The 23,212-nt window shown below is 71.8% G+C and carries 24 protein-coding genes; 9 read left to right on the top strand and 15 right to left on the bottom strand.

Translation table 11 applies throughout. The features are described 5' to 3' along the window. Nucleotides 1-30 precede the first annotated feature (30 nt). Nucleotides 31-474, top strand: coding sequence for an Hsp20/alpha crystallin family protein (locus NH339_RS01030; protein WP_305883263.1), 444 nt, complete (start codon nucleotides 31-33; stop codon nucleotides 472-474). A gap of 52 nt (nucleotides 475-526) precedes the next feature. Here the strand turns inward: NH339_RS01030 and NH339_RS01035 are convergent, their stop codons facing one another. After that, on the bottom strand, nucleotides 527-1,345 hold the full coding sequence (locus NH339_RS01035; protein ID WP_253021592.1) for an SDR family oxidoreductase: 819 nt from the start codon (nucleotides 1,343-1,345) through the stop codon (nucleotides 527-529). Nucleotides 1,346-1,472: 127 nt separating this feature from the next. Here NH339_RS01035 and NH339_RS01040 point away from each other — a divergent pair, with 127 nt between their 5' ends. Further along, complete coding sequence (locus NH339_RS01040; RefSeq protein WP_253021594.1) at nucleotides 1,473-1,970, top strand: GNAT family N-acetyltransferase; 498 nt, start codon at nucleotides 1,473-1,475, stop codon at nucleotides 1,968-1,970. Nucleotides 1,971-1,986: 16 nt separating this feature from the next. Here NH339_RS01040 and NH339_RS01045 read toward each other — a convergent pair whose 3' ends face one another. Further along, nucleotides 1,987-2,679: a tyrosine-protein phosphatase gene (locus NH339_RS01045; RefSeq protein WP_253021596.1), complete on the bottom strand. Its 693-nt coding sequence runs from the start codon at nucleotides 2,677-2,679 to the stop codon at nucleotides 1,987-1,989. Nucleotides 2,680-2,766: 87 nt separating this feature from the next. On the opposite strand from NH339_RS01045, the gene NH339_RS01050 reads away from it, so the two are divergent. Beyond that, on the top strand, nucleotides 2,767-3,678 hold the full coding sequence (locus tag NH339_RS01050; protein ID WP_253021598.1) for an SGNH/GDSL hydrolase family protein: 912 nt from the start codon (nucleotides 2,767-2,769) through the stop codon (nucleotides 3,676-3,678). An 18-nt stretch (nucleotides 3,679-3,696) separates the two neighbouring features. On the opposite strand, the gene NH339_RS01055 is transcribed toward NH339_RS01050, so the two are convergent. The 3 genes from NH339_RS01055 to NH339_RS01065 all read right to left on the bottom strand — a co-directional run bounded on the left by NH339_RS01055 (nucleotide 3,697) and on the right by NH339_RS01065 (nucleotide 5,906). Beyond that, a complete protein-coding gene (locus NH339_RS01055; RefSeq protein ID WP_253021600.1) occupies nucleotides 3,697-4,224 on the bottom strand; it encodes a hypothetical protein in 528 nt (175 codons plus the stop codon). Between the two features lie 145 nt (nucleotides 4,225-4,369). Then, a complete protein-coding gene (locus NH339_RS01060; RefSeq protein ID WP_253021602.1) occupies nucleotides 4,370-5,227 on the bottom strand; it encodes a Bax inhibitor-1/YccA family protein in 858 nt (285 codons plus the stop codon). Between the two features lie 133 nt (nucleotides 5,228-5,360). Then, nucleotides 5,361-5,906 carry a DinB family protein gene (locus tag NH339_RS01065; RefSeq protein WP_253021604.1) on the bottom strand — a complete coding sequence of 182 codons (546 nt, stop codon included), beginning with the start codon at nucleotides 5,904-5,906 and terminating at the stop codon, nucleotides 5,361-5,363. A 36-nt stretch (nucleotides 5,907-5,942) separates the two neighbouring features. Here NH339_RS01065 and trmB point away from each other — a divergent pair, with 36 nt between their 5' ends. Further along, on the top strand, nucleotides 5,943-6,692 hold the full coding sequence (trmB, locus tag NH339_RS01070) for a tRNA (guanosine(46)-N7)-methyltransferase TrmB (protein WP_253021606.1): 750 nt from the start codon (nucleotides 5,943-5,945) through the stop codon (nucleotides 6,690-6,692). A 19-nt stretch (nucleotides 6,693-6,711) separates the two neighbouring features. Then, complete coding sequence (locus NH339_RS01075; protein WP_253021608.1) at nucleotides 6,712-7,074, top strand: hypothetical protein; 363 nt, start codon at nucleotides 6,712-6,714, stop codon at nucleotides 7,072-7,074. A gap of 139 nt (nucleotides 7,075-7,213) precedes the next feature. On the opposite strand, the gene NH339_RS01080 is transcribed toward NH339_RS01075, so the two are convergent. The 5 genes from NH339_RS01080 to NH339_RS01100 form a co-directional block, all read right to left on the bottom strand. After that, nucleotides 7,214-7,906 (bottom strand): hypothetical protein, encoded by a 693-nt coding sequence (locus NH339_RS01080; RefSeq protein ID WP_253021610.1) that lies wholly within the window; start codon nucleotides 7,904-7,906, stop codon nucleotides 7,214-7,216. A gap of 94 nt (nucleotides 7,907-8,000) precedes the next feature. Then, nucleotides 8,001-9,263 (bottom strand): uracil-xanthine permease family protein, encoded by a 1,263-nt coding sequence (locus NH339_RS01085; protein ID WP_253021612.1) that lies wholly within the window; start codon nucleotides 9,261-9,263, stop codon nucleotides 8,001-8,003. Nucleotides 9,264-9,321: 58 nt separating this feature from the next. Beyond that, on the bottom strand, nucleotides 9,322-11,130 hold the full coding sequence (locus NH339_RS01090) for an FAD-dependent monooxygenase (protein WP_253021614.1): 1,809 nt from the start codon (nucleotides 11,128-11,130) through the stop codon (nucleotides 9,322-9,324). Nucleotides 11,131-11,132: 2 nt separating this feature from the next. Next, a complete protein-coding gene (locus NH339_RS01095; RefSeq protein WP_253021616.1) occupies nucleotides 11,133-11,780 on the bottom strand; it encodes a VOC family protein in 648 nt (215 codons plus the stop codon). Between the two features lie 19 nt (nucleotides 11,781-11,799). Next, nucleotides 11,800-12,771 (bottom strand): fumarylacetoacetate hydrolase family protein, encoded by a 972-nt coding sequence (locus NH339_RS01100; protein ID WP_253021618.1) that lies wholly within the window; start codon nucleotides 12,769-12,771, stop codon nucleotides 11,800-11,802. 109 nt (nucleotides 12,772-12,880) lie between these two features. Between NH339_RS01100 and NH339_RS01105 the strand changes: the two genes are divergently transcribed. Beyond that, complete coding sequence (locus NH339_RS01105) at nucleotides 12,881-13,489, top strand: TetR/AcrR family transcriptional regulator (RefSeq protein ID WP_253021620.1); 609 nt, start codon at nucleotides 12,881-12,883, stop codon at nucleotides 13,487-13,489. Between the two features lie 12 nt (nucleotides 13,490-13,501). Here NH339_RS01105 and NH339_RS01110 read toward each other — a convergent pair whose 3' ends face one another. The 5 genes from NH339_RS01110 to NH339_RS01130 all read right to left on the bottom strand — a co-directional run bounded on the left by NH339_RS01110 (nucleotide 13,502) and on the right by NH339_RS01130 (nucleotide 18,129). Beyond that, nucleotides 13,502-13,990 carry an Lrp/AsnC family transcriptional regulator gene (locus NH339_RS01110; RefSeq protein WP_253021622.1) on the bottom strand — a complete coding sequence of 163 codons (489 nt, stop codon included), beginning with the start codon at nucleotides 13,988-13,990 and terminating at the stop codon, nucleotides 13,502-13,504. A 75-nt stretch (nucleotides 13,991-14,065) separates the two neighbouring features. Further along, a complete protein-coding gene (locus NH339_RS01115) occupies nucleotides 14,066-16,396 on the bottom strand; it encodes a pyruvate dehydrogenase (protein WP_253021624.1) in 2,331 nt (776 codons plus the stop codon). Nucleotides 16,397-16,645: 249 nt separating this feature from the next. Next, complete coding sequence (locus NH339_RS01120) at nucleotides 16,646-17,068, bottom strand: hypothetical protein (RefSeq protein ID WP_253021626.1); 423 nt, start codon at nucleotides 17,066-17,068, stop codon at nucleotides 16,646-16,648. A 9-nt stretch (nucleotides 17,069-17,077) separates the two neighbouring features. Beyond that, nucleotides 17,078-17,638 carry a hypothetical protein gene (locus NH339_RS01125; protein WP_253021627.1) on the bottom strand — a complete coding sequence of 187 codons (561 nt, stop codon included), beginning with the start codon at nucleotides 17,636-17,638 and terminating at the stop codon, nucleotides 17,078-17,080. Between the two features lie 77 nt (nucleotides 17,639-17,715). Then, nucleotides 17,716-18,129, bottom strand: coding sequence for a hypothetical protein (locus NH339_RS01130; RefSeq protein WP_253021629.1), 414 nt, complete (start codon nucleotides 18,127-18,129; stop codon nucleotides 17,716-17,718). 69 nt (nucleotides 18,130-18,198) lie between these two features. Here NH339_RS01130 and hrpB point away from each other — a divergent pair, with 69 nt between their 5' ends. The 3 genes from hrpB to NH339_RS01145 all read left to right on the top strand — a co-directional run bounded on the left by hrpB (nucleotide 18,199) and on the right by NH339_RS01145 (nucleotide 23,103). Beyond that, complete coding sequence (gene hrpB, locus NH339_RS01135; RefSeq protein WP_253021631.1) at nucleotides 18,199-20,724, top strand: ATP-dependent helicase HrpB; 2,526 nt, start codon at nucleotides 18,199-18,201, stop codon at nucleotides 20,722-20,724. Between the two features lie 124 nt (nucleotides 20,725-20,848). After that, complete coding sequence (locus NH339_RS01140) at nucleotides 20,849-21,472, top strand: TetR/AcrR family transcriptional regulator (RefSeq protein ID WP_253021633.1); 624 nt, start codon at nucleotides 20,849-20,851, stop codon at nucleotides 21,470-21,472. Next, complete coding sequence (locus NH339_RS01145) at nucleotides 21,469-23,103, top strand: MFS transporter (protein WP_253021635.1); 1,635 nt, start codon at nucleotides 21,469-21,471, stop codon at nucleotides 23,101-23,103. Before NH339_RS01140 ends, NH339_RS01145 begins: the two co-directional genes overlap by 4 nt. Nucleotides 23,104-23,212: the final 109 nt, after the last annotated feature.

Here is a 23,212-nt window from a genome sequence, read left to right on the forward strand (position 1 = left end):
CGGACCGAACGACCAACCAGGAGGACCATCATGAGCAACGTCTCCGTCTTCACCCGCCGTGACCCCTTCGCCGAGTTCGATTCGCTCGTCCGCAGCGCGTTCAGCCCGACCCAGGGCTCGGCAGCCCGCCTCGACTTCACGCCCGCCGTCGAGACCGTCCGTGACGGCGACGACGTCGTCGTGCGGCTCGAGCTCCCCGGCATCGACGTCTCGAACGACGTCTCCGTCGAGGTGACCGGCGGACGGCTCGTCGTCAAGGGCGAGCGTCGCGACGAGCGCTCCGAGGAGGACGGCGAGAACAGCCGCCGGATCAGCGAGATCCGCTACGGCTCGTTCGAGCGCACCTTCGGGCTCCCCGGCCACGTCACGGCCGACGCCATCAGCGCCTCGTACGACGCCGGCATCCTGTCGGTCCGCGTGGCCGGTGTGTTCGCCGGCACCGAGCCGACCCGGATCGAGATCACGCAGGGCTGATCCAGCCCGCGTACCGCGCCCCCGTCACCCCTGGTGGCGGGGGCGCTGCACGTCAGAGGCCGAGTCGGCGCCCGGCGGCCGCGAACACGCTCTGGTAGCGCGAGCCGAGCAGTCGCACCGAGAGGTCGAGGACGTGGGCGTCGGCGCCCACGAGGACGCGCGCCTTGCCCTTCTCGACGCCGGCGAGGATGACCTGCGCCGCCTTCTCCGGCGACGTGCGGGCCACCTTGTCGAAGGACCGCGCGAGCTCGTCGTGGTCGCGCCCCTCGGCCTGGTCGGCGTTGCGGGCGATGTTCGTGGCGATGCCACCGGGGTGCACGCACGTGACCTTGACCGGTCGTCCGGTCAGCGCCATCTCCTGGCGCAGCGACTCGGTGAACCCGCGCACCGCGAACTTGGCGGCGTTGTAGGCGCTCTGCGACGGCATCGCGAACATGCCGAAGATGCTGGAGATGTTGACGACGTGACCGTCACCGGACTCCACGAGGTGCGGCAGGAACGCCTTCGTGCCGTGGACGACGCCCCAGAAGTCGACGTCCATGATCTTCTCGACGTCCTTGTACGACATCTCCTCGACGGTGCCGGAGTAGGCGATGCCGGCGTTGTTGAAGACCAGGTTCACGCGACCGAGGTCGCCGACGACGTCGCGGGCGTACTCCTCGACGCGCTCGCGCTCGGCGACGTCGACGAGGTCGCCGCGCACGCGCGCCCCGGTGGCCTCCACGAGACGCTGCGTCTCGGCCAGACCGGCGGCGTCGACGTCGCAGACGGCGACCGTGGCGCCGCGTCGGCCGAGCTCGACCGCGAGCGCGCGCCCGATGCCGGAGGCGGCCCCCGTCACGACGGCGACCTTGTGGCTGTAGTGGGTCATGCGCTGCGTCCTCTCAAGTCCAGATACCGTCGGTATCCGAAATGAGCGTAGGGCACGCCGCCCGCGCAGGGCAACCCCGTGACGCGTTCACCGCACGGCCCGGGTCTTTCGGCCCTACGCTCGTCGCGTGACGACGTTGCTGATGCCGCCCGGAGTGCGGGAGGCCCGCCCCGAGGACGTGGCCGACATCGTCGCCATGGTGCGCGAGCTCGCCGACTACGAGAAGGCCGTCGACCAGGCACGGATGACGTCGGTGCAGCTCTACGAGGCGCTGTTCGGCGCCGACCCGCCGGCCCACGCCCTCGTCGCGCAGTCCGGGGAGGGCCGGGTCGTGGGCTTCGCCCTCTGGTACCAGACGTTCTCGACCTGGGACGGCGTGCCGGGCATCCACCTCGAGGACCTCTACGTGCGGCCGACGCGGCGGGGCAGCGGCATCGGGCGCGGGCTGCTCACCGCCCTCGCGCGGATCGCGACCGAGCGCGGCTACTCGCGCGTGGAGTGGGACGTGCTGCGGTGGAACTCCCCCGCGATCCGGTTCTACGAGTCGCTGGAGGCCGTGCCGCAGGAGGAGTGGCTGGCCTACCGGCTCACCGGCAAGACGATCGCACGCCTCGCGGAGTCCTGAGCCCTGGACGCGTGCCTCAGACGAGGAACGCGGTGCGCAGCCGCTCGACGGTCCTGGTGTCGCCACCCACCGAGGCGAACCATGCGTCGACCCCGCCGGGATGCTCCTGCCAGCGGTCGAGGACGTGCTCGATCGCCTCGCGCGGCACCGTGAGGAAGGCTGCAGGCACGGGCGGGTGGTCGGAGCCCGGGGCGCGCAGCCGCGCGTCGATCGCGGCGGTGGCGTGCTCGGTGAGCATGTAGTCGGCGGCGACGTCGTCGCGCGGGACGCCGAGCAGCCGCAGCAGCAGGGCCACGGAGATGCCGGTGCGGTCCTTGCCTGCCGCACAGTGCACCAGCGACGCCCCGCCCTCGGCCGCCGTGCTCGCGACCTCGTCGACCAGCTGGACGAGCAACGGGCCCGCGGTGTCGAGGACCTTGCCGTACAGGTGCGTCAGCGTGGGCGTGTCCTCGTGCCAGCCGGGCGCGAGCGACGACAGCAGCGACAGCGTGACGACCCGTGGGCCGAGGGGCGCGAGCGGGTGCGACCCGCCGTGCTCCATCGAGGAGCGCAGGTCGACGACCAGGGCGGGCGGCCACGGCGTGCCGTCGGGCACGGTGTCGGTGGGCTCGGGGACGCCGCTGCGCAGCAGCAGACCGGTGCGCACGGTGGCGCCGTCGTGGCCGACCACGCCGCCCACGTCGCGGAAGTTCGGGAGGGTGACGCTCACGCGGCTCATCGTAGGTGTGAGCACCCACACGCCCGCTGGGCAGCGCCTGGGGCGGCCCCCCGTCGCACGGACCTCTAGCATGGCGACGTGAGAGCCCCGAACAAGATCGCGTCCCAGGTCGCGGTCGGAGGGCTCGCCGCCGTCACCGGCTACTGGGGCGTCGTCTTCGGCGAGATCATCGTCGCCAAGCGGGCGATCGGCGTCACCGACGCCCGACCTCCACGCGCCGACGGCGTGTACGGCGAGGACCTCCCCCGCGATCCCGTCCGCTGCCTGGTGCTGGGCGACTCGGCCGCCGTCGGGTACGGCATGAGCCGCGCCGACGCGACCCCGCCGGCCATGCTCGGCATCGGTCTGGCGCACGTCCTCGACGCACAGGTCGAGATCCGCTCCGAGGCTGTCGTCGGTGCCGTGACCTCGGACCTGCGCGACCAGATCGAGGCCGCGGGCGACTTCGACCCCGACCTCGTGGTCATCATCATCGGCACGAACGACGTGACCCACCGCGTGCCCGCCTACCAGTCGACGCGACTGCTCGGCTCGGCAGTCCGGCGTCTCGTCGACGGCGGCGCGCAGGTGGTCGTGGGCACGTGTCCCGACCTCGGCACGGTGCGCCCGATCCCTCAGCCGCTGCGCTGGATCGCCCGCCGCAAGAGCCGCGCGCTCGCCCGCAAGCAGACCATCGCCGTGGTGCGAGCCGGTGGTCGCGCGGTCTCGCTCGGCAGCCTGCTGGGCGTCCTGTTCACCGAGAAGTACGACGTCATGTTCGGCGAGGACCGCTTCCACCCGTCGGAGACGGGCTACGCCAACATGGTGTCGGTGCTGGTGCCGTCGCTCGCCGCGGCCTGGCGCGAGCGCGACCGCGACTTCGCCGTCGCCCACTTCGGCGGCTCCCCCGGCACGATGTCGCTGACCGACGCCGCGGAGCGCGCCGGCGAGCGCGACGGCACCGAGGTCACCCGCGACGGCCGCTGGGCCCGCATCCTCCGCCGCCGCTAGGTCGGATCGCGGAGGAGGTCAGTAGTCGCCCTTCTTCACGGTGAACGCGTAGCAGTCGCCACTTGGCGCCCTGGACTTCGACGCGGTGTAGCAGATGCTGACCTTCGCCAGATCGATGTTGTTGTTGTTGTTGATGACGTGGTTGTTCAGCTCGTCCGAGCCGGTGTAGGACTTCACACCCTTCCCGCTCGCCTGACAGAACCTGTAGTAGCCGAAGTTCTTCGAGGCACTGGCGGGGAACCGCTTCGACTGAGTCCTCTTGAATCCGTTGTTCTGATAGGTGATCACTCGAAGCCACGCGCACGAGTTCCGCGCCCCGTCCACGTGGAGGTTGACCGCGAACTTCACCCGCACGTCTGGCACCTGACCGCGGATCTTCTCGTTCTGCCAGACCATGGAGCTACCGGTGCTGTAGGCCTTCTGGGAGGGCACCGTCCGATTGAGACTGTCGGTGTCGTAGGTCTTCCAGTTCTTGGCGTAGGCAGTTGATCCAGCCGCCATCACCAGCACGAGCCCGGCAACAGCCGCCGTGGCTCTCGTCAGCATCCGTCGTTGAGTCATCAGATCCCCCGATCTCTTGTTGCACTTCGAAACCTTCCGCTCAACAGGCTAGACGAACGAGTCCGGTCCGGGAACGCCGACGGCCGGCCACCCCGAGGGGTGACCGGCCGTCGATCAGGTGCTGCTGGTGTCAGTCCTGTCCGCGCAGGATGGCGAGGATGCGCAGGATCTCGATGTAGAGCCAGACCAGCGTGACCGTGAGGCCGAAGGCCGCACGCCAGGACTCGCGCTCCGGGAGACCGGCCTCGACGCCGCGCTCGACGAAGTCGAAGTCCATGATCAGCATGAAGACGCCGAGGACGACCGCGACCGCGGACACGATGAGCGAGAGACCGGGGTTGTCGAAGCTGCGCAGACCGCCCGACTCGAGGACGCCCGTGATGCTGAGGACGAAGTTGACCAGCATGACGCCGACGAAGGCGAACATGGAGATCATGACGACCTTGCGGAACTTGTCGGTGACCTGGATGTTGAAGAACTTGTAGGCCGCGAGCGTGGCACCGAAGGCGACCATGGTGGCCAGGACGGCCTGGAACACGATCGTCGGGTCACCCACGTAGGCGGCGATGATCTTCGAGAAGGCGCCGACGAAGACGCCCTCGGCCGCCGCGAAGGCCAGGACCAGGGCGGGGCTGACGACCTTCTTGAACGAGTTGACCATCGACAGCGCGAAGCCCGCGAGAGCGCCGACCGTTGCCAGCATGCCGATCGTGGCGAATCCGGTGGAGTCCACCGAGAGATCCGGGGTCATGAACCAGGTGACAGCCGCGACAGCGACCACGACAGCGAGGGAGATCGCGGTCTTCTCGACCGACGACTCGATGGTCATCAGACCATTGCCACGCCCGGTGGTGTGGGTCGGGCTGGGCTGCGAGGCCGAGCCGTCGAGGTCGATCTTCCACTGCGACGGATCTGCCGAGCGGGTCGTGGCCGCACCACGGCCGTTGAACCCCTCGGCTCGGTTGAAGACGGGGTTGTTGCTCTGCATGGTTCCCTCCAGGGAATCAGTACTCAGCACTTCTGAGGAGGTCGATGTGACCTCACCCTACATAACGAGGGAGATGCGCGAATCTATCCCGATCCGGACTGGTTTCTTCCTGAAACCAAAGGAAGCGCGGGGGTCACGCGTCGACGTCGACGAGGTGGTGCGCGACGTCGTGCCAGAGGTACTGCAGGAGGGTCTCCACGGTGAAGGTCGAGCCGTTGCTCCGCTCCCCGGTGCGGCCCCAGGCGTCCGCCGGCACGGTGTCGACCGCTGCTGCGAGCCGCTCGCCCGCGGCCGTGAGCGCGGGCGCCACGACCGCAGGGCTCTGGGCGGCGTAGTCGTCCTCGACGGCCGTCGCGTCCTGGTCCCAGTTGGCGAAGCGTGCGTCGTCCTCGAGGAGCATCAGGCGGAGCCGGTCGTGCATGACGGAGAAGACGTCGCGCACGTGGCACGCGTACTCGAGGTCGGACCAGACGTCCGGGCGACGACGCCGAGCGACGTCGGCCCGGCCGAGCACCTGCCGCCAGCGCGGCAGCGAGTCCCGCACGAGGGTGCCGACGGCGGCAGCCTCGACCTCGCCCGTGACGAGCCCGCACTCGGGGCACGGCCGGCGCAGCACCCACGTCCAGTCCTTCTCGTCGGGGGCGATGGCGGGGTCGCGGGAGGCGTCGGCGGTGCTCATGCCGACGATCGTGGCGGACGTCCTAGGGTTCGAGCCATGCCCGACGCTGCCGACCTGCCGCAAGATCCCGCCACCTCCTCCGACGAGGCGCCCCGCTACCGCCGGGAGCCGGTCTCGTTCACGCGACGCGGAGGGCGTCTGACGGAGAAGCAGCAGTCGGCGTGGGACGAGCTGGCCGGGGCCTACGTGCTCGACGTGCCACGCGCCGGCCCGAGCACGTCGGTCGACCCCGGCTGGCGGATCGACCCCGCGTCGACATTCGGCCGCGACGCGCCGCTGGTCGTCGAGATCGGCAGCGGGCGCGGAGAGAACGTCGTGGCAGCCGCGGAGCGACACCCGGACTGGAACTTCCTCGCGCTGGAGGTGTGGGTGCCCGGCGTCGCGCAGACCCTCGTGCAGGCGCGCGCGACCGGGGTGACGAACGTGCGCCTGGCCGTCGCGAACGCGACCGAGACGCTGGCGACCGCGCTGGAGCCGGAGTCGGTGCACGAGCTCTGGACCTGGTTCCCCGACCCGTGGCACAAGAAGCGGCACCACAAGCGGCGCCTCGTGACCGTCCCCTTCACCGAGCTGGTCGCGCGGGTGCTGGAGCCGGGCGGCACGTGGCGCCTCGCGACCGACTGGGCCGACTACGGCGAGCAGATGGCCGAGGTCGTCGCCGACAGCCCGCACGTCGAGGGCGGTCCGGTCGGGCGGTTCGACGGGCGGGTGCTCACGAAGTTCGAGCAGAAGGGCCTGGCGAAGGGGCGCGTGATCCACGACCTCGCGGCCCGGCCGACGCGCTGAGCGACCCTAGACTGGCGCGATGAGCGAGACGACCGCCGACCTGCTCGGCATCGGCGAGGGCTTCCGCGTGTGGGCCGTGGGCGGGACGACGGCGGTGACGTCGCTGCTGCGCCCGCTGCCCGAGGGCGTGGAGGTCTTCGACCACGACGCCGACGACCTCGACGCGACCGTGCTGCTCGCCGACGACCTCGACGTCCTGGCCGACCAGCTCGACGACACGCTCCCGCGGCTCTCGACCGTCCCGCTCGTGTGGGCCTGCTTCCCGGTGGCCACGGTGTCGCCGGAGACCGTCGGGGAGGCCGTGCACGACCACGGCTGGGGTGCCACGGCACCCCTCATGCTCGACGAGACCCACGCCGCCATGCGGCTCGCGCAGGACTGAAGGCGCCCCGCCGGCGACAGAGAGGTCGCGGGGCGCGTCGCGGCGGTGGCTGGCGCGCGTCACGCAGGCTCGATGACGCGCGCCAGCCACCGCTGAGGCTCCCTGAGGACGACGTCGACGCCCTCCGGTCAGACCCGTCCTACACGGCGTCGGGCAGCCACACCTGGTAGCCGGTGTAGGCCGTCGTGCCCTCGGCAGCACCCTTGCGGTGCTGGGCGATGTGCACGTGGTCCTCGTGGCGGATCGTGGGGCTCGAGCTGGTGCTGCACGGTCCGTAGGAGCGCACACCCTCGTCGGCGCGGGCCGCCGTCCAGATCTTGCAGTTCCAGATGATCTCCTGCACGCCCCACCGTTGCGCCAGGCCGGCGGGCACCGCGTTCTTGTCCTTCTTCGTGAAGGCGTAGAAGATCGCGTCGCCGGCCTTCTTCTGCGCCGCGTTGTTCACGTTGACGAAGTGGTCGACCGCGCGGCCTTCGGCGTGGAGGCTCCACTCGTTGCTGTTGGCGATCTTGCGGCAGTCGTAGAGACCGCTGGCGCGGGTGGTCGGGAAGTAGTGCTGCAGGTAGTTCTTGAGCCGGATCGTGCCGGGCTGTGTCTTGCCGGCGCAGTAGGTCGACCGGTTGCTGCCGAGCCCGTCGATCCCACCCCGGGTGACCCGGTTGTCTCCGGGGCCGATCTGGCTCGGGTCGTAGCCGGGCTTCACCGTGACCCACCGGCCGCCGGCGGCGTCAGGCTCGGCGGCCTGCGACGACGCGGCCGGGCCGGCCACCAGGGCCAGCGGCGCGACGACCGCCGCGAGGGTCGTGAGCAGCTTCTGTCGGGACGTGGACATCGGTCCTCCTTCGCGTGGCCGGTCCGTCCGTCCACCCAGCAGAGGTTCGTCGCGGTGGCTGCGAGACCGCTGCGACGCGACTGCGAACCAGGCGTCAGGCCCGACGACGCCGCTTCTCGACGAAGGTCATCACGTGGAACACGACGAGCGCGGCGATGGTGCCGAGGGCGATGCCGTTGAACACCATGTCGCCGACCTTGAGCTCGGGGTTGCCGATGCCGATGACGAGGGCGATGCCGGCGGTGAGCTGGTTCACCGGGACCGAGAAGTCGACGTGGTTGTCGATCCAGATCTTGATGCCGACGATGCCGATGAGGCCGTAGAGGGCGATGGTGACGCCGCCGAGCACGCCCGTGGGGATCGTGTTGATCAGCGCCCCGATCTTCGGCGAGAACGACAGCAGGATCGCGATGGCGCCGGCCACCCAGTAGGCCGCGGTGGAGTAGACGCGCGTGGCGGCCATGACGCCGATGTTCTCGCCGTAGGTCGTCGTGCCCGAGCCGCCCCCGGCGCCGGCGATGGTGGTGGCGATGCCGTCGGCCAGCAGTGCGCGACCGGTGCGCTCGTTGATCGTGTCGTCGCCGGTCAGCTGCGCGACGCTGCGCACGTGGCCGACGTTCTCCGCGATCAGCACGAGCACCACGGGCAGGAACGCGGGGATGAAGACCCAGCTGACCTCGGGGGTGCTGAAGTCGGGAAGCCCGAACAGCTTCGCGTCGCGGACGGGCTCAAAGTCGAGCGCGCCGGTGACGGCCGCGTAGACGTAGCCGGCGAGCACGCCGACGATGATCGACAGCCGCCCGACGAGCCCCTTGAACACGACGACGGTGAGCACCAGGACGACGAGGGTGACGACCGCCATCCAGGGCCCGGCCTTCGCGTTCGTGACGGCCGTGGGCGCGAGGTTGAAGCCGATGAGCGCCACGATGGAGCCCGCCACGACGGGCGGCATGAGGGCGTTGATCCAGCCGATGCCGGTCCGGACGACGATCGCGCCGACCACGGCGAGGAGCACGCCCGTGACGAGGATCCCGGACATGGCCACCTCGATCGACGCACCCGACGCGGCGACCGCACCGATGGGCGCGAGGAAGGCGAACGACGACCCGAGGTAGCTGGGCAGCCGGTTCTGCGTGAGGACGAGGAACAGGATCGTGCCGAGGCCGGAGAAGAACAGCGTGGCCGTGACCGGGAACCCGGTGATCGTCGGCACCAGGAACGTCGCGCCGAACATCGCCACCACGTGCTGCGCACCGAGCCCGATGGTCCGCGGCCACGTCAGCCGCTCGCCCGGCCGGACGATCTCGCCGTCGGGGATCGTCTTGCCATCGTGGTGCAGGGTCCAGTTCAGGGGCATGGGGGGATTCTGGCGGAACGACGGCTCCCGCCGCGCACCGCCCTCGCGTCCTCCGAGGTCAGCGGGCCGACCCGGCGTGCACCCCGGCCCCCGCCCAGAGGGGTCCCCACGACCGGTGCAGGAACAGCGCCAGCCTCACGCCCGACTGCAGCGGCGGCTCGCCCGAGCGCCAGACGACGTGCCCGTCGGGACGCACCACCACGGCACCGCGCTCCCCCACCTCGAGGAGCCGGACCGCGTCGGGTCGCGGGCCGGCCGGGCGCACCTCCCGCACGGCCACCGGGAGGGGCAGTCGCTCCGCCGACGCCTCGACCCACGACTCCCACCCGTCGGGGTCGAACGTCAGCAGGGTGAGGCCGCGGTCCTCGACGAGCGCGTGGACGGAGCGTCCGTCGTCGAGCGGCAGGTGCGGCAGCCTGCAGCCGGGCCAGGTGGTGGGTCGGTGCCGCAGGACACCCTCGTCGACCACGGGTTGGGCTCCGGGCTCGCGGTCCACCAGCCGGCCAGCGTAGGCGTAGCCGAACTCCAGCCCGGTGGCCACGAAGTGCTCGATCTGGCCCGGCACGGTGTCGACGACGTGCTGTCGGGCGCGCTCCCCCGCCGCCGTGGTGCCCCGGAGGGCAGCGGTGCGCCCGAGCTGCAGGCGGGTGGCGCGCTCGGCGAGAGGCGCCAGGACGCGGGCCGGGAGCCACGAGAGCGGCGGGCTGCTGACGGCGCGTGTGGCCTGCCGCAACGACCGGTTGGTGACCCCCACGACCTTCGTGACCTCGTCGAGGCGCAGGTGGTTCGCGACGCTGTACTCCGCGAAGCGCTCCACGACCGGGCGCCGCTCCTGCTCGTAGGTGTCGAGCAGCGACGTGCTCGCCTCGCCGCTCAGCACGGCGTCGAGCTTCCAGGCCAGGTTGTCGGCGTCCTGCACGCCGCTGTTGAGCCCGAAGCCGCCCGTGTGCGGGAAGCGGTGCGCCGCGTCGCCGACGAGGAGCAGACGACCTCGACGGAACGACGTGGCGACCTGCGAGGTCATCTCCCACGTGCCGGTCGAGCGGATCTCGACGTCGTGGTCGCGGCCGAGGACGGTGGGCACCATCCGCTCCCAGTAGGTCCGGCTCGACTGCGCGACCTCCTGCCCCGGGTGCAGGTAGACCGTCATGAGGACGTAGCAGTCGTCGGCGTGGGCGATCATCACGCCGACGAAGTCGGGCCGGTAGATCCAGGTGAGCAGCGGTCGCGTCGCGCCGGCCGGGTAGAGACCTGGGGCGCGGAAGAACGCGCTGCCCATGCGCGCGAGCACGGGGCCCTCGAGCCGCAGGCGGGCGACGTCGCGGAGTCGGCTGTTGGCGCCGTCGGCCGCCACGACGAACGCGCTGTCGACGTCCTCACGACCGAGCTCGGACGTCAGCCCGACGCGCTGCGTGCCGTCGGGCAGGACGGTCAGGTCCTCGACCTCCACGCCGCGCACGAACGTCACGAGCGGTGCACGGTCGAGCGCGGCCCACAGCTCGCGCATCAGCTGGTGCTGGCCCACGTGGGAACGCAGGTACGGGCTGTACGTCCGCACCGCGGCCACCTCGTCGGCCTCCTCGAGGAAGTTCAGGTCGGCGATCGGGTCGTGCAGGTCCGACGCCCACCGGATCGTGCCCAGCTCCGACAACGGCGGGCTCAGGGCGGCCACCGTCGACGCGAGCAGCGGGTCGGCCTTCTCCCAGATCTCCAGCGACGTCGCGTTCACGACGTGGGCCGCAGGATGCGTCAGGGGCTGACGTCGTCGCTCGAGGACGGTGGTGGCGATGCCGCGGCTGGCCAGCAGGAGAGCGAGGGTCGAGCCGGCCGCGCCCGCACCGACGATCGTCACGGGCGGGCCGGGCACCGTCAGAGCGTCTTCCACGTGATCGTCTTCTTGTTGGTCCGCGGCTTCTGCCCGGGCGGGGTGCCTGCTCCCGGCACCAGGAGGTCGGCAGGGTCGTCGCCCCGGCGCAGCCGGGCGAGCAGGTAGTCGGGGTCGAACATTGTGCCGATCGGGTTCTTCTCGAACGCCTCGGTGCCGAAGAAGGCCGCCGTCTCCTCGATGGTCGGGAAGTTGTCGACCTGGAACTCCAGACGGATGCCGTCGGGGTCCTCGTAGTACAGCGACGTGGTCGGTCCGTGGTTGATGGCCCAGACCGGGTCGATCCCGCGACCCTTCAGCCGCTCGTAGGTGTCGAGCAGCTTCTCGATGGAGAGGAACTGCACGGCGAGGTGGTCGACGCCGTAGATCTTGCGGCGGTACCGCGCGAACGGGAACAGGAACCGCACGAAGCCGGGCACGCCGATCAGCGCCAGCCGGTGGTGCTCGTGGTCCCAGCTCAGGAACGTGAGCTCGGAGTCCTCGTGCACGACGCGCGCGCCGAAGACAGTGGCGTACCACTCGGTCATCTCGCGACGCCGCGCCGTCTTGACCACCCAGTGGGCGAGGAAGTCGGGTGCCTCGTCCCAGGGACCGGGGGTGCGCTCGGCGGTGCGCTCGTCCTGCTGTGCCATGGTCGTCCTCTCGGGGGCGTCAGACGTCGCGCGGGGCGACGATGGTGGTGCGCTGGGTGCCGAGGTCGGCGGCGCCCCGCGGGTGGCTGATGGACGCCGTGACGACGTCACCCGGCGCCAGGTACGGCTTCTTCAGGTTGGTCCGCACGAACGCCTGCCAGAGCCGACGTTCGCCGAGGATCGCGGTGGCCAGACGGCGCACGACCGCTGGCGGCGACCCGGCCGTGATCCCGGACGGCGTGCCGGTGAGCAGGAGGTCGCCGGGATCGAGGTCGCAGAAGGTGCTCAGCTCGGTGAGGGTCTCGGCCGGCTTGTGGAGCAGGTGGCGGGTGTTGTCGTGCTGGCGCACCTGGCCGTTGACCGCGAGCGTCAGGTCGAGCTCCTCGACGAGACCCATCTCGTCCCGCTCCAGGACGGTGAGGAAGGGGCCCACCGGGCAGAAGCCCCGGTAGCTCTTGCCCTTGAGGAACTGGCCCTGCGGCAGCTGCACGTCGCGGGCGGAGAGGTCGTTGGCCACGGTGACGGCGAAGACGTGGTCGGCGAGGTTCTCGCGCGTGACGGTGACCGGGCCGCGCACACGGCTGCGCAGCACCAGGGCCAGCTCGATCTCGTAGTCGAGCAGGCGCACGTGGGCCGGCCGCACGACGTCGTCGAACGGTCCGGTGACCGACGCGTCGGTCTTGTCGAAGAACAGGTTGAAGTCGAGGGCGTCGGGGTCCATCCCCGACTCGATCGCGTGCTCGCGGTAGTTCACGCCCTGGCACATCACGCGGCACGGCGTGGTGACCGGCGAGAGCACCTCGACGTCGTCGAGCGCGACCGAGCCGGACTCGCCGACGCGGGCCCGCCAGTCGTCCTCGCCGTGCTCGACGAGGTGGCCGGTGGTGGCGTAGGCACCGTCGAGCGGAGCGACGAACCCGTCGACACCGAGCACGCCCCAGGCCGGGTCTGCGGACGCGGCGGTCCGGTATCGCAGCAGGTTGGTCGCCACAGGTGCTCCTTCGTCGGCGGGTCTGCCGTCGACCGTACGCCGGAGTTTGATCGTCAGTCAAGAACTTGACCAGTCGTCAAGAACACGCCACGTGACCTAGGGTGATGCCGTGACGACGCAGGACCAGGGACGGACGCCGCGACCACCCCGCGTGGACCGACGGCAGGCACTCCTCGACGCCGCCATCGCCCTGTTCGTCGAGCGTGGCTACGACGACGTGGGCGTCGGCGACGTCGCCGCGCGCGCAGGCGTGGCGCACGGGCTCGTGTCGTACTACTTCGGCGGGAAACGCGGGATCGCGGCCGAGGCGCTGAGGCAGGTGCTCGCCGAGGTGAGCGCGCACCAGGCGCCTCGCCCCGACGAGACCACCGTCCGGGAGCGGCTCGAGGGCTTCGTCGGGCGCCACCTGGAGTTCCTCGCCACGTTCCGCGAGGGGTACCTCGCGCTCCTGCACGGCGCCGCCGCGGCGCAGCCGGAGGTGCGGCAGCTGCTGCGCGAGGCGCGCCTGGAGGGCGCGGCCACCGTGGCCGGGATCGTCGGCCTGCCGCAGCCGCTCACGCCGCTGCACCGGGTGGCGATGAGCAGCTGGGTGGCCGTGCTCGACACGTGCGCCGAGGAGGTGGCGGCCGACGACACCCTCGACGTCGCCACGCTCACCACGTGGGCGGTCGACGTGCTGCTGACCAGCCTCGACGCCCTGCCCGAGCCGCCGGCCTGACGTCTCCCCCGGTCAGTCGTCGAGGTCCTCGCCGCGCGCCCAGTCGCGCATGACGATGAGCGTCTTCGTGTGCGTCGTGCGTCCGGTGCGGCGGATGCGGTTGACCACCCGCTGCAGGTGGTCGACGTCGTGCACGCGCAGGCGCACCAGCACGTCGGGGTCGCCTGCGATGGTGAAGACGTTCTGCACCTCCTCGATCCCGCGCAGCAGCTGCTCGAGCTCGCCGGTCTCGGTGTCGCCGGTGAGCCGGATCTCGGTGAACGCGTCGAGGTCGCCGGCGGCCCGGTCGTCGATGACGGTCACGTAGCCCCGGATCACGCCGATCCGCTCGAGGCGGTCGATCCGGCGGCTGACCGGCCCGGGCGACAGGTTGACGGCGCGCGCCAGCTCGCTGACAGGAGCCCTCGCGTCGCGGCGCAGCAGGTCGAGCAGCCGGCGGTCGACGTCGTCGAGACGTGCCGCCCGTGGGGTCGCCCGCGACCCGTCGCCGGACTCCGGCATCACGCACCTCCCTGTCGGAGCACCCAGGGTAGGGCAGCCCTGCCGCCGGCCAGCCGTGTCGGCGCCCGCGGCCGCTCAGCGTCCGGCGAGGGTCAGCGCGGCGTCGACGATGGAGGCGGTGTCGATGCCGTGCAGGCGGTAGGCCTCGTCGACGTCGCTCGACTGCCCGAACTCGCGCACGCCCAGCCCGACCAGCCGGTCGCCGCGCAGGCCCGCCAGGAACGACAGCGTGTGCGGGTGGCCGTCCAGCACGGTGACGAGCGGGGCAGGGTGGGCGGCCGGGAACAGCACCTCGGCGATGTCGCTCGCGTGGTGAGCGCCGACGCGACCCCGCGCGTCGAAGGAGCGGTAGACGAGGTCGGGGCTGGTCAGGCACACGACGCCGGCCCGGACACCGACGGACGCGAGCCGGTCGGCGGCGGCCAGCACCTCGGGCATGATCGCGCCCACGCCGACGAGCGTGACGTCGTCGCCTCCCGCCGGGTCGCCCAGCCGGTAGCCGCCCGCGACCGCGTGCCGTCGACGTCGCTCGAGCAGGTCGGGGTCGTCGGGGAGGCGAGCAGCCGCTTGGTCGAGCGGGCGGGTGGACAGCCGGAAGTACGCGGACGAGCCGCCGGGCTTGCCGACCTGTCCCATCGCGGCGAGCAGGCACCACTCGAGGTCCTGCGCGAACGCGGGCTCCCACGCGACGCAGCCGGGCTGCTCGAGCCCGATCGACGGGGTGGTGATCGACTGGTGCGCGCCACCCTCGGGCGCGAGCGTGACACCCGAGGGAGTGCCGACCAGGATCGACTGGCCGCCGGCGTACATGCCGTACGACCACGGCTCGAGCGCCCGGGCGACGAAGGGGTCGTAGAGCGTCGCGAGCGGGATGAGCCGCTCACCCCACCGACTCCAGGTGGTGCCGAGCTCGCCGAGCAGGCCCACCAGGTTGACCTCGGCGATGCCGAGCTCGATGTGCTGACCTCCGGTGCCCTCGGCCCAGCGCAGCGTGCGCTGCGCGTCGTCGGCGAACCAGTCGCGTCGGTCCTGCGCCGACCAGACACCGGTCTTGTTGATCCAGCCGCCGAGGTTGGTGGACGAGGCGACGTCGGGGCTGCAGGTGACGACCTTCCCCGCGACCTGGGGCGCCTCGCGCGTGAGGTCGACGAGGAACCGGCCGAGTGCGGCCTGCGTCGACACCGGGGCGCGGTGCGACCGGCCCAGGGCCACGGGCAGGGCGTCGACGGTCGGTGTGGCGACGGGCTCGCGGCGCAGCGCCTCACCCCGTCGGTGGCAGAGCTGGTCGGCGGCGGAGCCGGGCTCGAACGCCCGCCACGGGTCGGCGCGGTCGGCACCGACCTCCGCAGCGTAGGCGTCCATCTGCTCCTCGGTGAGCAGAGCGGAGTGGTTGGCCGGGTGGCCCTCGATCGGCAGCCCGCGGCCCTTGATCGTGTAGGCGAGGACGACCGTCGGTCGGTGCGCGTCGACGTGGCGGAACGTGTCGACGAGGAGGTCGAGGTCGTGGCCGCCCAGGTCGCGCACGGCCTCGGCGAGGTTCGCGACGGACAGCGACCCGACGAGCGCCGTCAGCTCCGCGCTGGCGTCGTCGCCGAGGATGCGGTCGGGCAGCTCGGCCGGGTCGGCGCGCAGCATCCGCTGGTACTCCTCGTTGGGCATCGACTCGAGCCTGCGGCGCAGGTCGGCGCCTCCGGGGCGCTCGAAGAGGGACGTGATCGTCCGGCCCCACGCCAGGGTGAGCACCTGCCAGCCCGCGGCCTCGAACATCCCCTCGAGGCGGTGGACCTGAACGTCGGGCACGACACGGTCGAGCGACTGGCGGTTGACGTCGACCACCCACAGCACCTCGCCGAGCCCCGCGACGGCAGGGTCGGCGACGGCCTCCCACACGGCACCTTCGTCGAGCTCCGCGTCGCCGACGAGGCTGATGAACCGTCCCGCGGGGGCGACGTCGGGGACGCGCGAGTCGAGGTAGCGGTGCGCGAGCGCGGCCCAGATCGCGGCCGTCGCGCCGATGCCGACGGAGCCGGTGGAGAAGTCGACGGTGTCGGGGTCCTTGAGCCGACTGGGGTAGCTCTGCAGGCCGCCCTTCTCGCGCAGCCGCCCGAGGTAGGAGGCGTCGAGGTCGCCGAGCAGGTAGTTGACGGCGTGCAGCACCGGCGACGCGTGCGGCTTGACCGACACCCGGTCGTCCCGCTCCAGCTCGGAGAACCACAGGGCGGTCATGATGTCGACCATCGACGCGCTCGACGCCTGGTGCCCGCCGACCTTCACGCCCGACGTGTTCGGCCGGCCGTGGTTGGCGGCGTCGACGATCGCCGTGGCGATCCAGCGGACGCGCTCGGTCACCTCCCGCAGGGTCGCGGAGGTGTCGGCGGACGTGGGGGCAGGGAGCAGCTCGGTCATCGGGGCCTCGCTCGGTCGCAGGACGGGCGGTCGCCCAGCGGGTCGCCGCGAGCCTTCTGGGCCCGCGTCCACGACCACGTGGCGTACCGCGACGGCGTCCGGGGATCGCCCGGAGGTCCAGGGTGGGGTCGCGTCGCCGGCGCGCGCCACGATCGAGGCCGGATGCTCCCTCGAACGATTGATCATTGCTTGCAGCAGCGCTCATCCAGATTGATTCGCTCGCGGCGCGCACGGATCGGTGGTGCAGGGTCAGCCGTCTGGGCCGTCCTGGGAGGCGAGGATCCTGCGCTGCAGCTCGTCGAAGACGTCCGAGTGCAGCGGGTCGTCGCCCTGACCTGCGCCCCACGGCGTCGACCACTCTCCGCGCACCCACGACAGCACCGCGCCCGGGTCGAGGTGGCAGCCGGTGAGACGCTGCGCCTCCACGACGTCGCCGAGGTCCATCCCGTCCTCGACCCGCAGCCAGCCGATGCCGTCGCCGCCGCGGGTGTAGACCAGCCACGTCGGCGCGTCGTCGTCCGTGTCGCAGGGGCAGAGCCAGATCGCGTGCGACGCCACGACACGCCCCGCCCGTCGCTCGACCTCGCCCGACGACCGCGACGCTGCCGCGTCGAGCAGCTCCTCCACCGGCCCGACGCTCGGGTCCATCGAGACGCGACGACGGGAGGGCATGCGCTCAGGCTAGGGGGCGAGGTCGGCGGGACCAGGATCTGCGAATCGTGCGAGCGCGTCGATGTAACGACCGCCGATGTAGACGCTCACGATCTCGTCGTACTTCCACCGGTCGTCGGCGTCGGCCCACGTCCCGTCGGCGTCGATGAAACGATGCCTCGCCTGCTTCCTGCCGGCCTTGAGGAGCCGGCCGATCATGAGCGCCTCGTCGCCGTCGTCCTCGACCGCGAAGGCGCTGAAGGGATGCAGCCCTGCGGCCAGGATCAGGAGGTCTCGCGCGTCGGCCCCGGTCGGGATCGCGAACGACGCGAGAGTTTGCTCGAGCCGCTCCAGCGCTCGCGCGACGTAGGTGCTGTGCGCGTCCCGCACGGCAGAGATGTCCTGGACCCGCAGCAGCACCACGCCGTCGACGTAGACACCGTCCGCGAGCACCTGCAGGGCGACCCAGCCTCCCGAGAGACTCAGCACGAAGCCCCTGTCGTCCTGGCCGAGACTGTCGCGCACCAGGTCCACGGCGCGTCCGCTGCCAACGGCCTGCTCGAGACGCCGGCGCACCTTCTGGGGCTTCATCGGGCCAGTATCGCGGCCGGCGACCTGCGGGCCTCCCACTCGGACACGCCGCACACCTGCGCCGTCTGGTCGGTCAACTAGACCTCACCGGTGAAGATCCTGCGGTTCAGCTCGTCGTAGACATACGAGTCCTCCGGGAAGTCGGCGGGACCACGGCGCCATGGTCTGGGTCGCTCGCCGCGGAGCCACCTGAGCACTCCCTCAGGATCGGGGTGGCAGCCGGTCAGGTGCTCCGCGTCGATCACGTCCTCGATGTCCACCTGCTCCGGGATGCGCTGCCACCCGACCCCGTCGTCGCCGACGGCGTAGATCAACCACGTGGGAGCGTCATCGAAGGTCTCGCAGGCGCACAGCCAGAGCGCGTGCGGGGCCACGACACGCCCCGCCCGCGACTCCACCTCGCCCGTCGACCGCGACGCTGCCGCATCGAGCAGCTCCTCCACCGGCCCGACGCTCGGGTCCATCGGCGGGATGTACCGACCTCGTCTCACGGGTCTCACGCTAGTGCTGCCAGGCCCCGGAACGGTCCGCAGGCGGGGGACGTCCGGCACACTGCACACGTGCCCGACCCGCTCCGCACCCTCCTCGCCGCGCCGCCCGACCTGCCGGTCGTCGCGGGGCTGGCTGCGCTGGACGAGGCGGTGCGAGGTCGGGGTGTCGCGGTGGTCCAGGCTCCGCCCGGGACCGGCAAGACGACGCTCGTCCCGCCTGCGGTCGCGGTGGCCGTGGAGGGTCGCGTGGTCGTCACCCAGCCGAGCCGGATCGCCGCTCGCGCCGCCGCGCGACGTCTGGCGCACCTGCTCGGCGAACCGGTCGGCGAGACCGTCGGGTACGCCGTCCGCGGTGACCGGAAGTCGAGTCGGCGCACGCGGGTCGAGGTCGTCACCACCGGGCTCCTGCTGCGACGCATCCAGCACGACCCCGAGCTGGCCGGCGTCGGCGCGGTCGTGCTCGACGAGGTGCACGAGCGGCACCTCGACGCCGACCTGACCCTCGCGCTGCTCGTCGACGTGCGCGCCAACCTGCGCGACGACCTCGTCCTCGTCGCGATGTCAGCCACCGTCGAGGCGGAGCGAACTGCAGGGTTGCTGGCCTCGGTCGAGGAGCCGGCGCCGGTGGTCGACGTCCCAGGCGCCCTGCATCCGGTGCAGTCAGTGTGGTGTCCGGCGCCTCCTGGCGTGCGGCGCACCGACGACCGCGGCATCACCCCGGCCTTCCACGACCACGTTGCGGCGACCGTCCGCCGCGCGCTCGCCGAGCACGAGGGCGACGTGCTCGTCTTCGTGCCGGGCGTCGCGGAGGTCGACGCGACCATGCGACGGCTGCACGACGTCGACGCCGACGTGCACCCCCTGCACGGACGCCTGCCGGGCGCGGAGCAGGACCGTGCGCTCAGCGAGGGTCCACGTCGCCGGGTCGTCGTCTCGACGGCGGTCGCGGAGTCGTCGCTGACCGTGCCGGGCGTGCGGGTCGTCGTCGACGCCGGCTTCTCGCGGGAGCCGCGCACCGACCACCGCCGCGGGCTGTCGTCGCTCGTGACGGTCGCGGTGAGCAAGGCGGCAGCGGAGCAGCGGGCGGGCCGCGCCGGACGTCTCGGACCGGGTGCCGTGCTGCGCTGCTGGTCGAAGGAGGAGCACGCTCGCCTGGCCGACCACCCGGAGCCCGAGATCGCCACCGCCGACCTCACCGCGTTCGCGCTGGAGGTGGCCTGCTGGGGCAACGACGACGTGCGCGACCTGGCCCTGCTCGACCAGCCGCCCGAGCACGCCCTGGCCACGGCACGGCAGACGCTGCTCGAGCTCGGCGCGACCACCGACGACGGACGGGCGACCGCCCGCGGTCGCGTGATGGCGGGCGTGCCCGTCGACCCGCGCCTGGCCCGAGCGCTCATCGACGGGTCGGCGCTCGTCGGGGCCCGGCGCTCGGCCGAGGTGGTGGCGATGCTGGGCGAGGACGTCCGCGCACCAGGCGGCGACCTCGTCGCCGCGCTCCGCTCGCTGCGGTCGGGCCACCGGTCGGGGTCGTGGCGCGAGCAGGTGAAGCGGCTCGAGGCCATCGCGAAGGAGCACGCGAACGAGGCGACCGGCGCGCGGTCGCTCACCGACGACGTCGCCGTCGGCCTGGTCGTCGCCCTCGCCCACCCGGACCGCATCGCGCGGAAGCGCGCGGGCGGATCGGCGTACCTGATGACCGGCGGCACCGGCGCTGCCTTCGACCCCCGCGACCCCAGTCCGCTGTCGGGCTTGGAGTGGCTGGCTGTCGCCGACGCCGACCGACGGTCCGGGGAGCGCGAGGCCCGCATCCGCTCGGCCGCGCCGCTCACCGAGGACCTCGCGCTGGAGGCCGCCGGGTCGTCGTGGACCGAGGTCGACGAGGTAACGTGGACCGACGGTCGGGTGCGGGCGCGCCGCCGCACGCTGCTCGGCGCGATCGAGCTCTCGTCGGTGCCGATCACGGATCCGCCGGCCGACGCGGTGACCGCAGCCATCCGGGAGGCGTTGGAGACCGAGGGCATCGACCTGCTCCCCTGGTCGGACTCGGCCACCGCCCTCCGCGCCCGTCTCGACTTCCTCCACCGGGCCATCGGCGGCCCGTGGCCCGACGTCGGCGACGCCGCCCTGACCGAGACCCTGGAGTCGTGGCTCGGGCCGCAGCTGGCGCGCGTCCGCTCCGCCCAGGACCTCCGCCGCATCGACGTCACCTCGGCCCTGCGCGCCCTCCTCCCCTGGCCCGACGCGAGCCGACTCGACGAGCTGGCCCCCGAGCGGGTGGAGGTCCCCAGCGGATCGAGCGTGAGGATCGACTACGCCCAGGAACAGCCCGTGCTGGCCGTCCGGCTGCAGGAGGTCTTCGGCTGGACCGCGACGCCGACCCTGGCCGACGGCAGGGTCCCCGTGCTGCTGCACCTGCTCTCCCCCGCTCGTCGCCCGGCTGCGGTCACCGCCGACCTCGACTCCTTCTGGGACAACGGCTACCCGGGCGTCCGCGCGGACCTCCGTGGTCGGTACCCGAAGCACGCGTGGCCCGACGATCCCCGCACTGCCACCGCGACCCGACGGACGAAGCCGACGCGCGACCAGCGGTGACGCCGAGCAGCCCATCGAGGATCCTCGGCGCGCAGGGGTTGCGCTGCGACGAAACATGTCCGTACCATCAAATGGAACGGTACCGTTTCGTTTCATCATTCTTTCGTCGTGCACCAGGAGCCCCATGACCCCGGCCGAAGCCGCAGCCGCCCGTCCTCGCGTGGAGGGCGAGCGTGAGCACGAGATCCTCGAGGCCGCGCTCGACGTCCTGGCCGACGTCGGCTACGACCGCCTGACGATGGACGCCGTCGCCTCGGCCGCGCGGGCGTCGAAGGCCACGCTGTACCGCCGCTGGGACACCAAGGCCAGCCTCGTCCTCGAGGCGGTCCTCGCCCAGAAGGGTCCGCTCGCCGCCGTGCCCGACACCGGCAGCCTGCGGGGCGACCTCCTCGCCTCGCACTGCGGCCGCGGGGGCCTGACCGACGAGCGTCAGATCGCGATCTTCAGCGCCGTGCTCACCGCCCTCGGGCGCGACAACGAGTTCGCCGACGGCTTCCGCACCCGGATCCTCGGCCCGAAGGTCGAGGCGACCCAGGTGCTCTTCGCCCGTGCCCGCGAGCGCGGCGAGGTCCGCGACGACGTCGATCTCGACATCGTCGGGCCGGCCCTCGCCGGCATCGTGCTGCACCGCGAGTTCGTCCTGGGCGAAGTGCCCACCCCCGAGAGGGTCGCCGCGGTCATCGACCAGGTGATCCTCCCCGCCGTCCTGCGCCACTCCCCCGACCAGACCCCCAAGGACCCCTCATGACCGACACCACCCCCGACGCCGAGGGCCACCTCACCGAGCCGGAGGACCTCACGCCTGAGACCAACCGCCGGCTGGGCTGGGCGCTCGTCATCATCTGCATCGCGCAGCTGATGGTCGTGCTCGACGCGACGATCGCCAACATCGCGCTTCCGTACATCGCGACCGACCTGAAGATCGGCGAGGCGAACCTGCAGTGGATCGTGACGGGATACGCCCTCGCGTTCGGCGGCCTGCTGCTCCTCGGCGGCCGCCTGGCCGACCTCTACGGTCGCCGCCGGATCTTCATGACCGGCCTCGTGGTGTTCGCCGTCGCCTCGGCGTTCGGCGGCCTGGCCCAGAACGAGCCGATGTTGCTCGCGTCGCGCGGTCTGCAGGGCATCGGCGCGGCCCTCGCCGCTCCCGCCGCCCTCGCGCTGATCACCACCACCTTCCCGGCCGGCCCCCTGCGCAACCGCGCCTTCAGCGTCTACGCCGCCCTGTCGGGCGTGGGCGCCGCGATCGGCCTGATCCTCGGCGGCTGGCTGACCGGCCTGGAGCTGGGCAACCTCGAGGGCTGGCGCCTCACGTTCCTCATCAACGTGCCGATCGGCCTGGTGGCGGCGTTCCTGGCGCCGCGGTTCCTGCCCGAGAGCAAGCCGCAGCGCCTGCCGCTGGACATCCCCGGTGCCCTGAGCGGCACCCTCGGCCTGGCCGCGCTGGTCTTCGGCCTGTCCCGGGCCGGCGACGAGCGCTACGGCTGGGGCGACACCTCGACCATCGTGCCGCTGGTCGTCTCGGCGGTGCTGCTCGTGGGCTTCATCGTGATCGAGCGCTCGGTCAAGAGCCCGCTGCTGCCCCTGAACATCTTCGCCAGCCGCGCGCGGTCGGTCGCGTTCGCCTCGATGATGATCACCCCGGCGGCCATGTTCGCGATGTTCTTCTTCCTGTCGCTGTTCGTCCAGAACGTGCTCGGCTACAGCCCGCTGCACACCGGCTTCGCGTTCCTGCCGTTCACGGTCGGCATCGTCATGGGCGCGACCCTCTCGTCGAAGCTGATCGCACGCATGGACCCGCGGTTCATCGCCGGGACCGGCACGATCCTGGCCGGCATCGCCCTGTTCGGCTTCTCGCGGATCAGCGTCGACGACAGCCCCGCCCACCTGCTGCGCATCGCCAGCGGCAGCGGGTCGCTGAGCGACGACGTGAACTACTGGACCGCGATCGCGCCGTTCATCATCCTGATGGCGTTCGGCATGGGCCTGGTGTTCGTGACGATGACCCTGGTGGCCGTGCACGGCATCCCCTCGGAGGAGTCCGGCATCGGCTCGGGCGTGCTCAACACGATGCAACAGGTGGGCGGCGCCATCGGCCTGGCCGCCCTCTCGACCGTCGCCCTGCACTTCTCCACCAACCGCGGCGAGGAGATCGGCGGCGCCCTCCAGACCGCCTCCGGGTCGGGTGCCGCGCCGTCGCCCGACGCCGCCGACCGCCTGAACGCACTCATCGGCCAGGCCGCCTTCACCGAGGGCGCGACGCACGCGTTCCTCGTCGGCGCCTTCATGATCTGGACCGCGTCCGCCATCATCTGGATCCTGCTCAACGTCAAGCACGACGAGCTCGCGACGGATGGGCCGGAGGGGGTTGGGGTCTGATAGACGGCTGTCTGGGTAATCCAAGCTTCGGACTCACGTCACGGACTCGAAAGTCCAGCGCTCCTTCCGGGAAGTCCTCTCGGAGCGCGCATCGAACCTGACCCCCATC

Source organism: Aeromicrobium sp. CnD17-E (assembly GCF_024124745.1).
Lineage (GTDB): Bacteria > Actinomycetota > Actinomycetes > Propionibacteriales > Nocardioidaceae > Aeromicrobium.

Coding starts and splice junctions, on each gene's coding strand:
- NH339_RS01030 (WP_305883263.1), top strand. CDS start 31: ATGAGCAACGTCTCCGTCTTCACCCGCCGTGACCCCTTCGCCGAGTTC.
- NH339_RS01035 (WP_253021592.1), bottom strand. CDS start 1,345: ATGACCCACTACAGCCACAAGGTCGCCGTCGTGACGGGGGCCGCCTCC.
- NH339_RS01055 (WP_253021600.1), bottom strand. CDS start 4,224: ATGCTGACGAGAGCCACGGCGGCTGTTGCCGGGCTCGTGCTGGTGATG.
- NH339_RS01060 (WP_253021602.1), bottom strand. CDS start 5,227: ATGCAGAGCAACAACCCCGTCTTCAACCGAGCCGAGGGGTTCAACGGC.
- NH339_RS01065 (WP_253021604.1), bottom strand. CDS start 5,906: ATGAGCACCGCCGACGCCTCCCGCGACCCCGCCATCGCCCCCGACGAG.
- trmB (WP_253021606.1), top strand. CDS start 5,943: ATGCCCGACGCTGCCGACCTGCCGCAAGATCCCGCCACCTCCTCCGAC.
- NH339_RS01075 (WP_253021608.1), top strand. CDS start 6,712: ATGAGCGAGACGACCGCCGACCTGCTCGGCATCGGCGAGGGCTTCCGC.
- NH339_RS01080 (WP_253021610.1), bottom strand. CDS start 7,906: ATGTCCACGTCCCGACAGAAGCTGCTCACGACCCTCGCGGCGGTCGTC.
- NH339_RS01085 (WP_253021612.1), bottom strand. CDS start 9,263: ATGCCCCTGAACTGGACCCTGCACCACGATGGCAAGACGATCCCCGAC.
- NH339_RS01095 (WP_253021616.1), bottom strand. CDS start 11,780: ATGGCACAGCAGGACGAGCGCACCGCCGAGCGCACCCCCGGTCCCTGG.
- NH339_RS01110 (WP_253021622.1), bottom strand. CDS start 13,990: ATGCCGGAGTCCGGCGACGGGTCGCGGGCGACCCCACGGGCGGCACGT.
- NH339_RS01115 (WP_253021624.1), bottom strand. CDS start 16,396: ATGACCGAGCTGCTCCCTGCCCCCACGTCCGCCGACACCTCCGCGACC.
- NH339_RS01120 (WP_253021626.1), bottom strand. CDS start 17,068: ATGCCCTCCCGTCGTCGCGTCTCGATGGACCCGAGCGTCGGGCCGGTG.
- NH339_RS01125 (WP_253021627.1), bottom strand. CDS start 17,638: ATGAAGCCCCAGAAGGTGCGCCGGCGTCTCGAGCAGGCCGTTGGCAGC.
- NH339_RS01140 (WP_253021633.1), top strand. CDS start 20,849: ATGACCCCGGCCGAAGCCGCAGCCGCCCGTCCTCGCGTGGAGGGCGAG.
- NH339_RS01145 (WP_253021635.1), top strand. CDS start 21,469: ATGACCGACACCACCCCCGACGCCGAGGGCCACCTCACCGAGCCGGAG.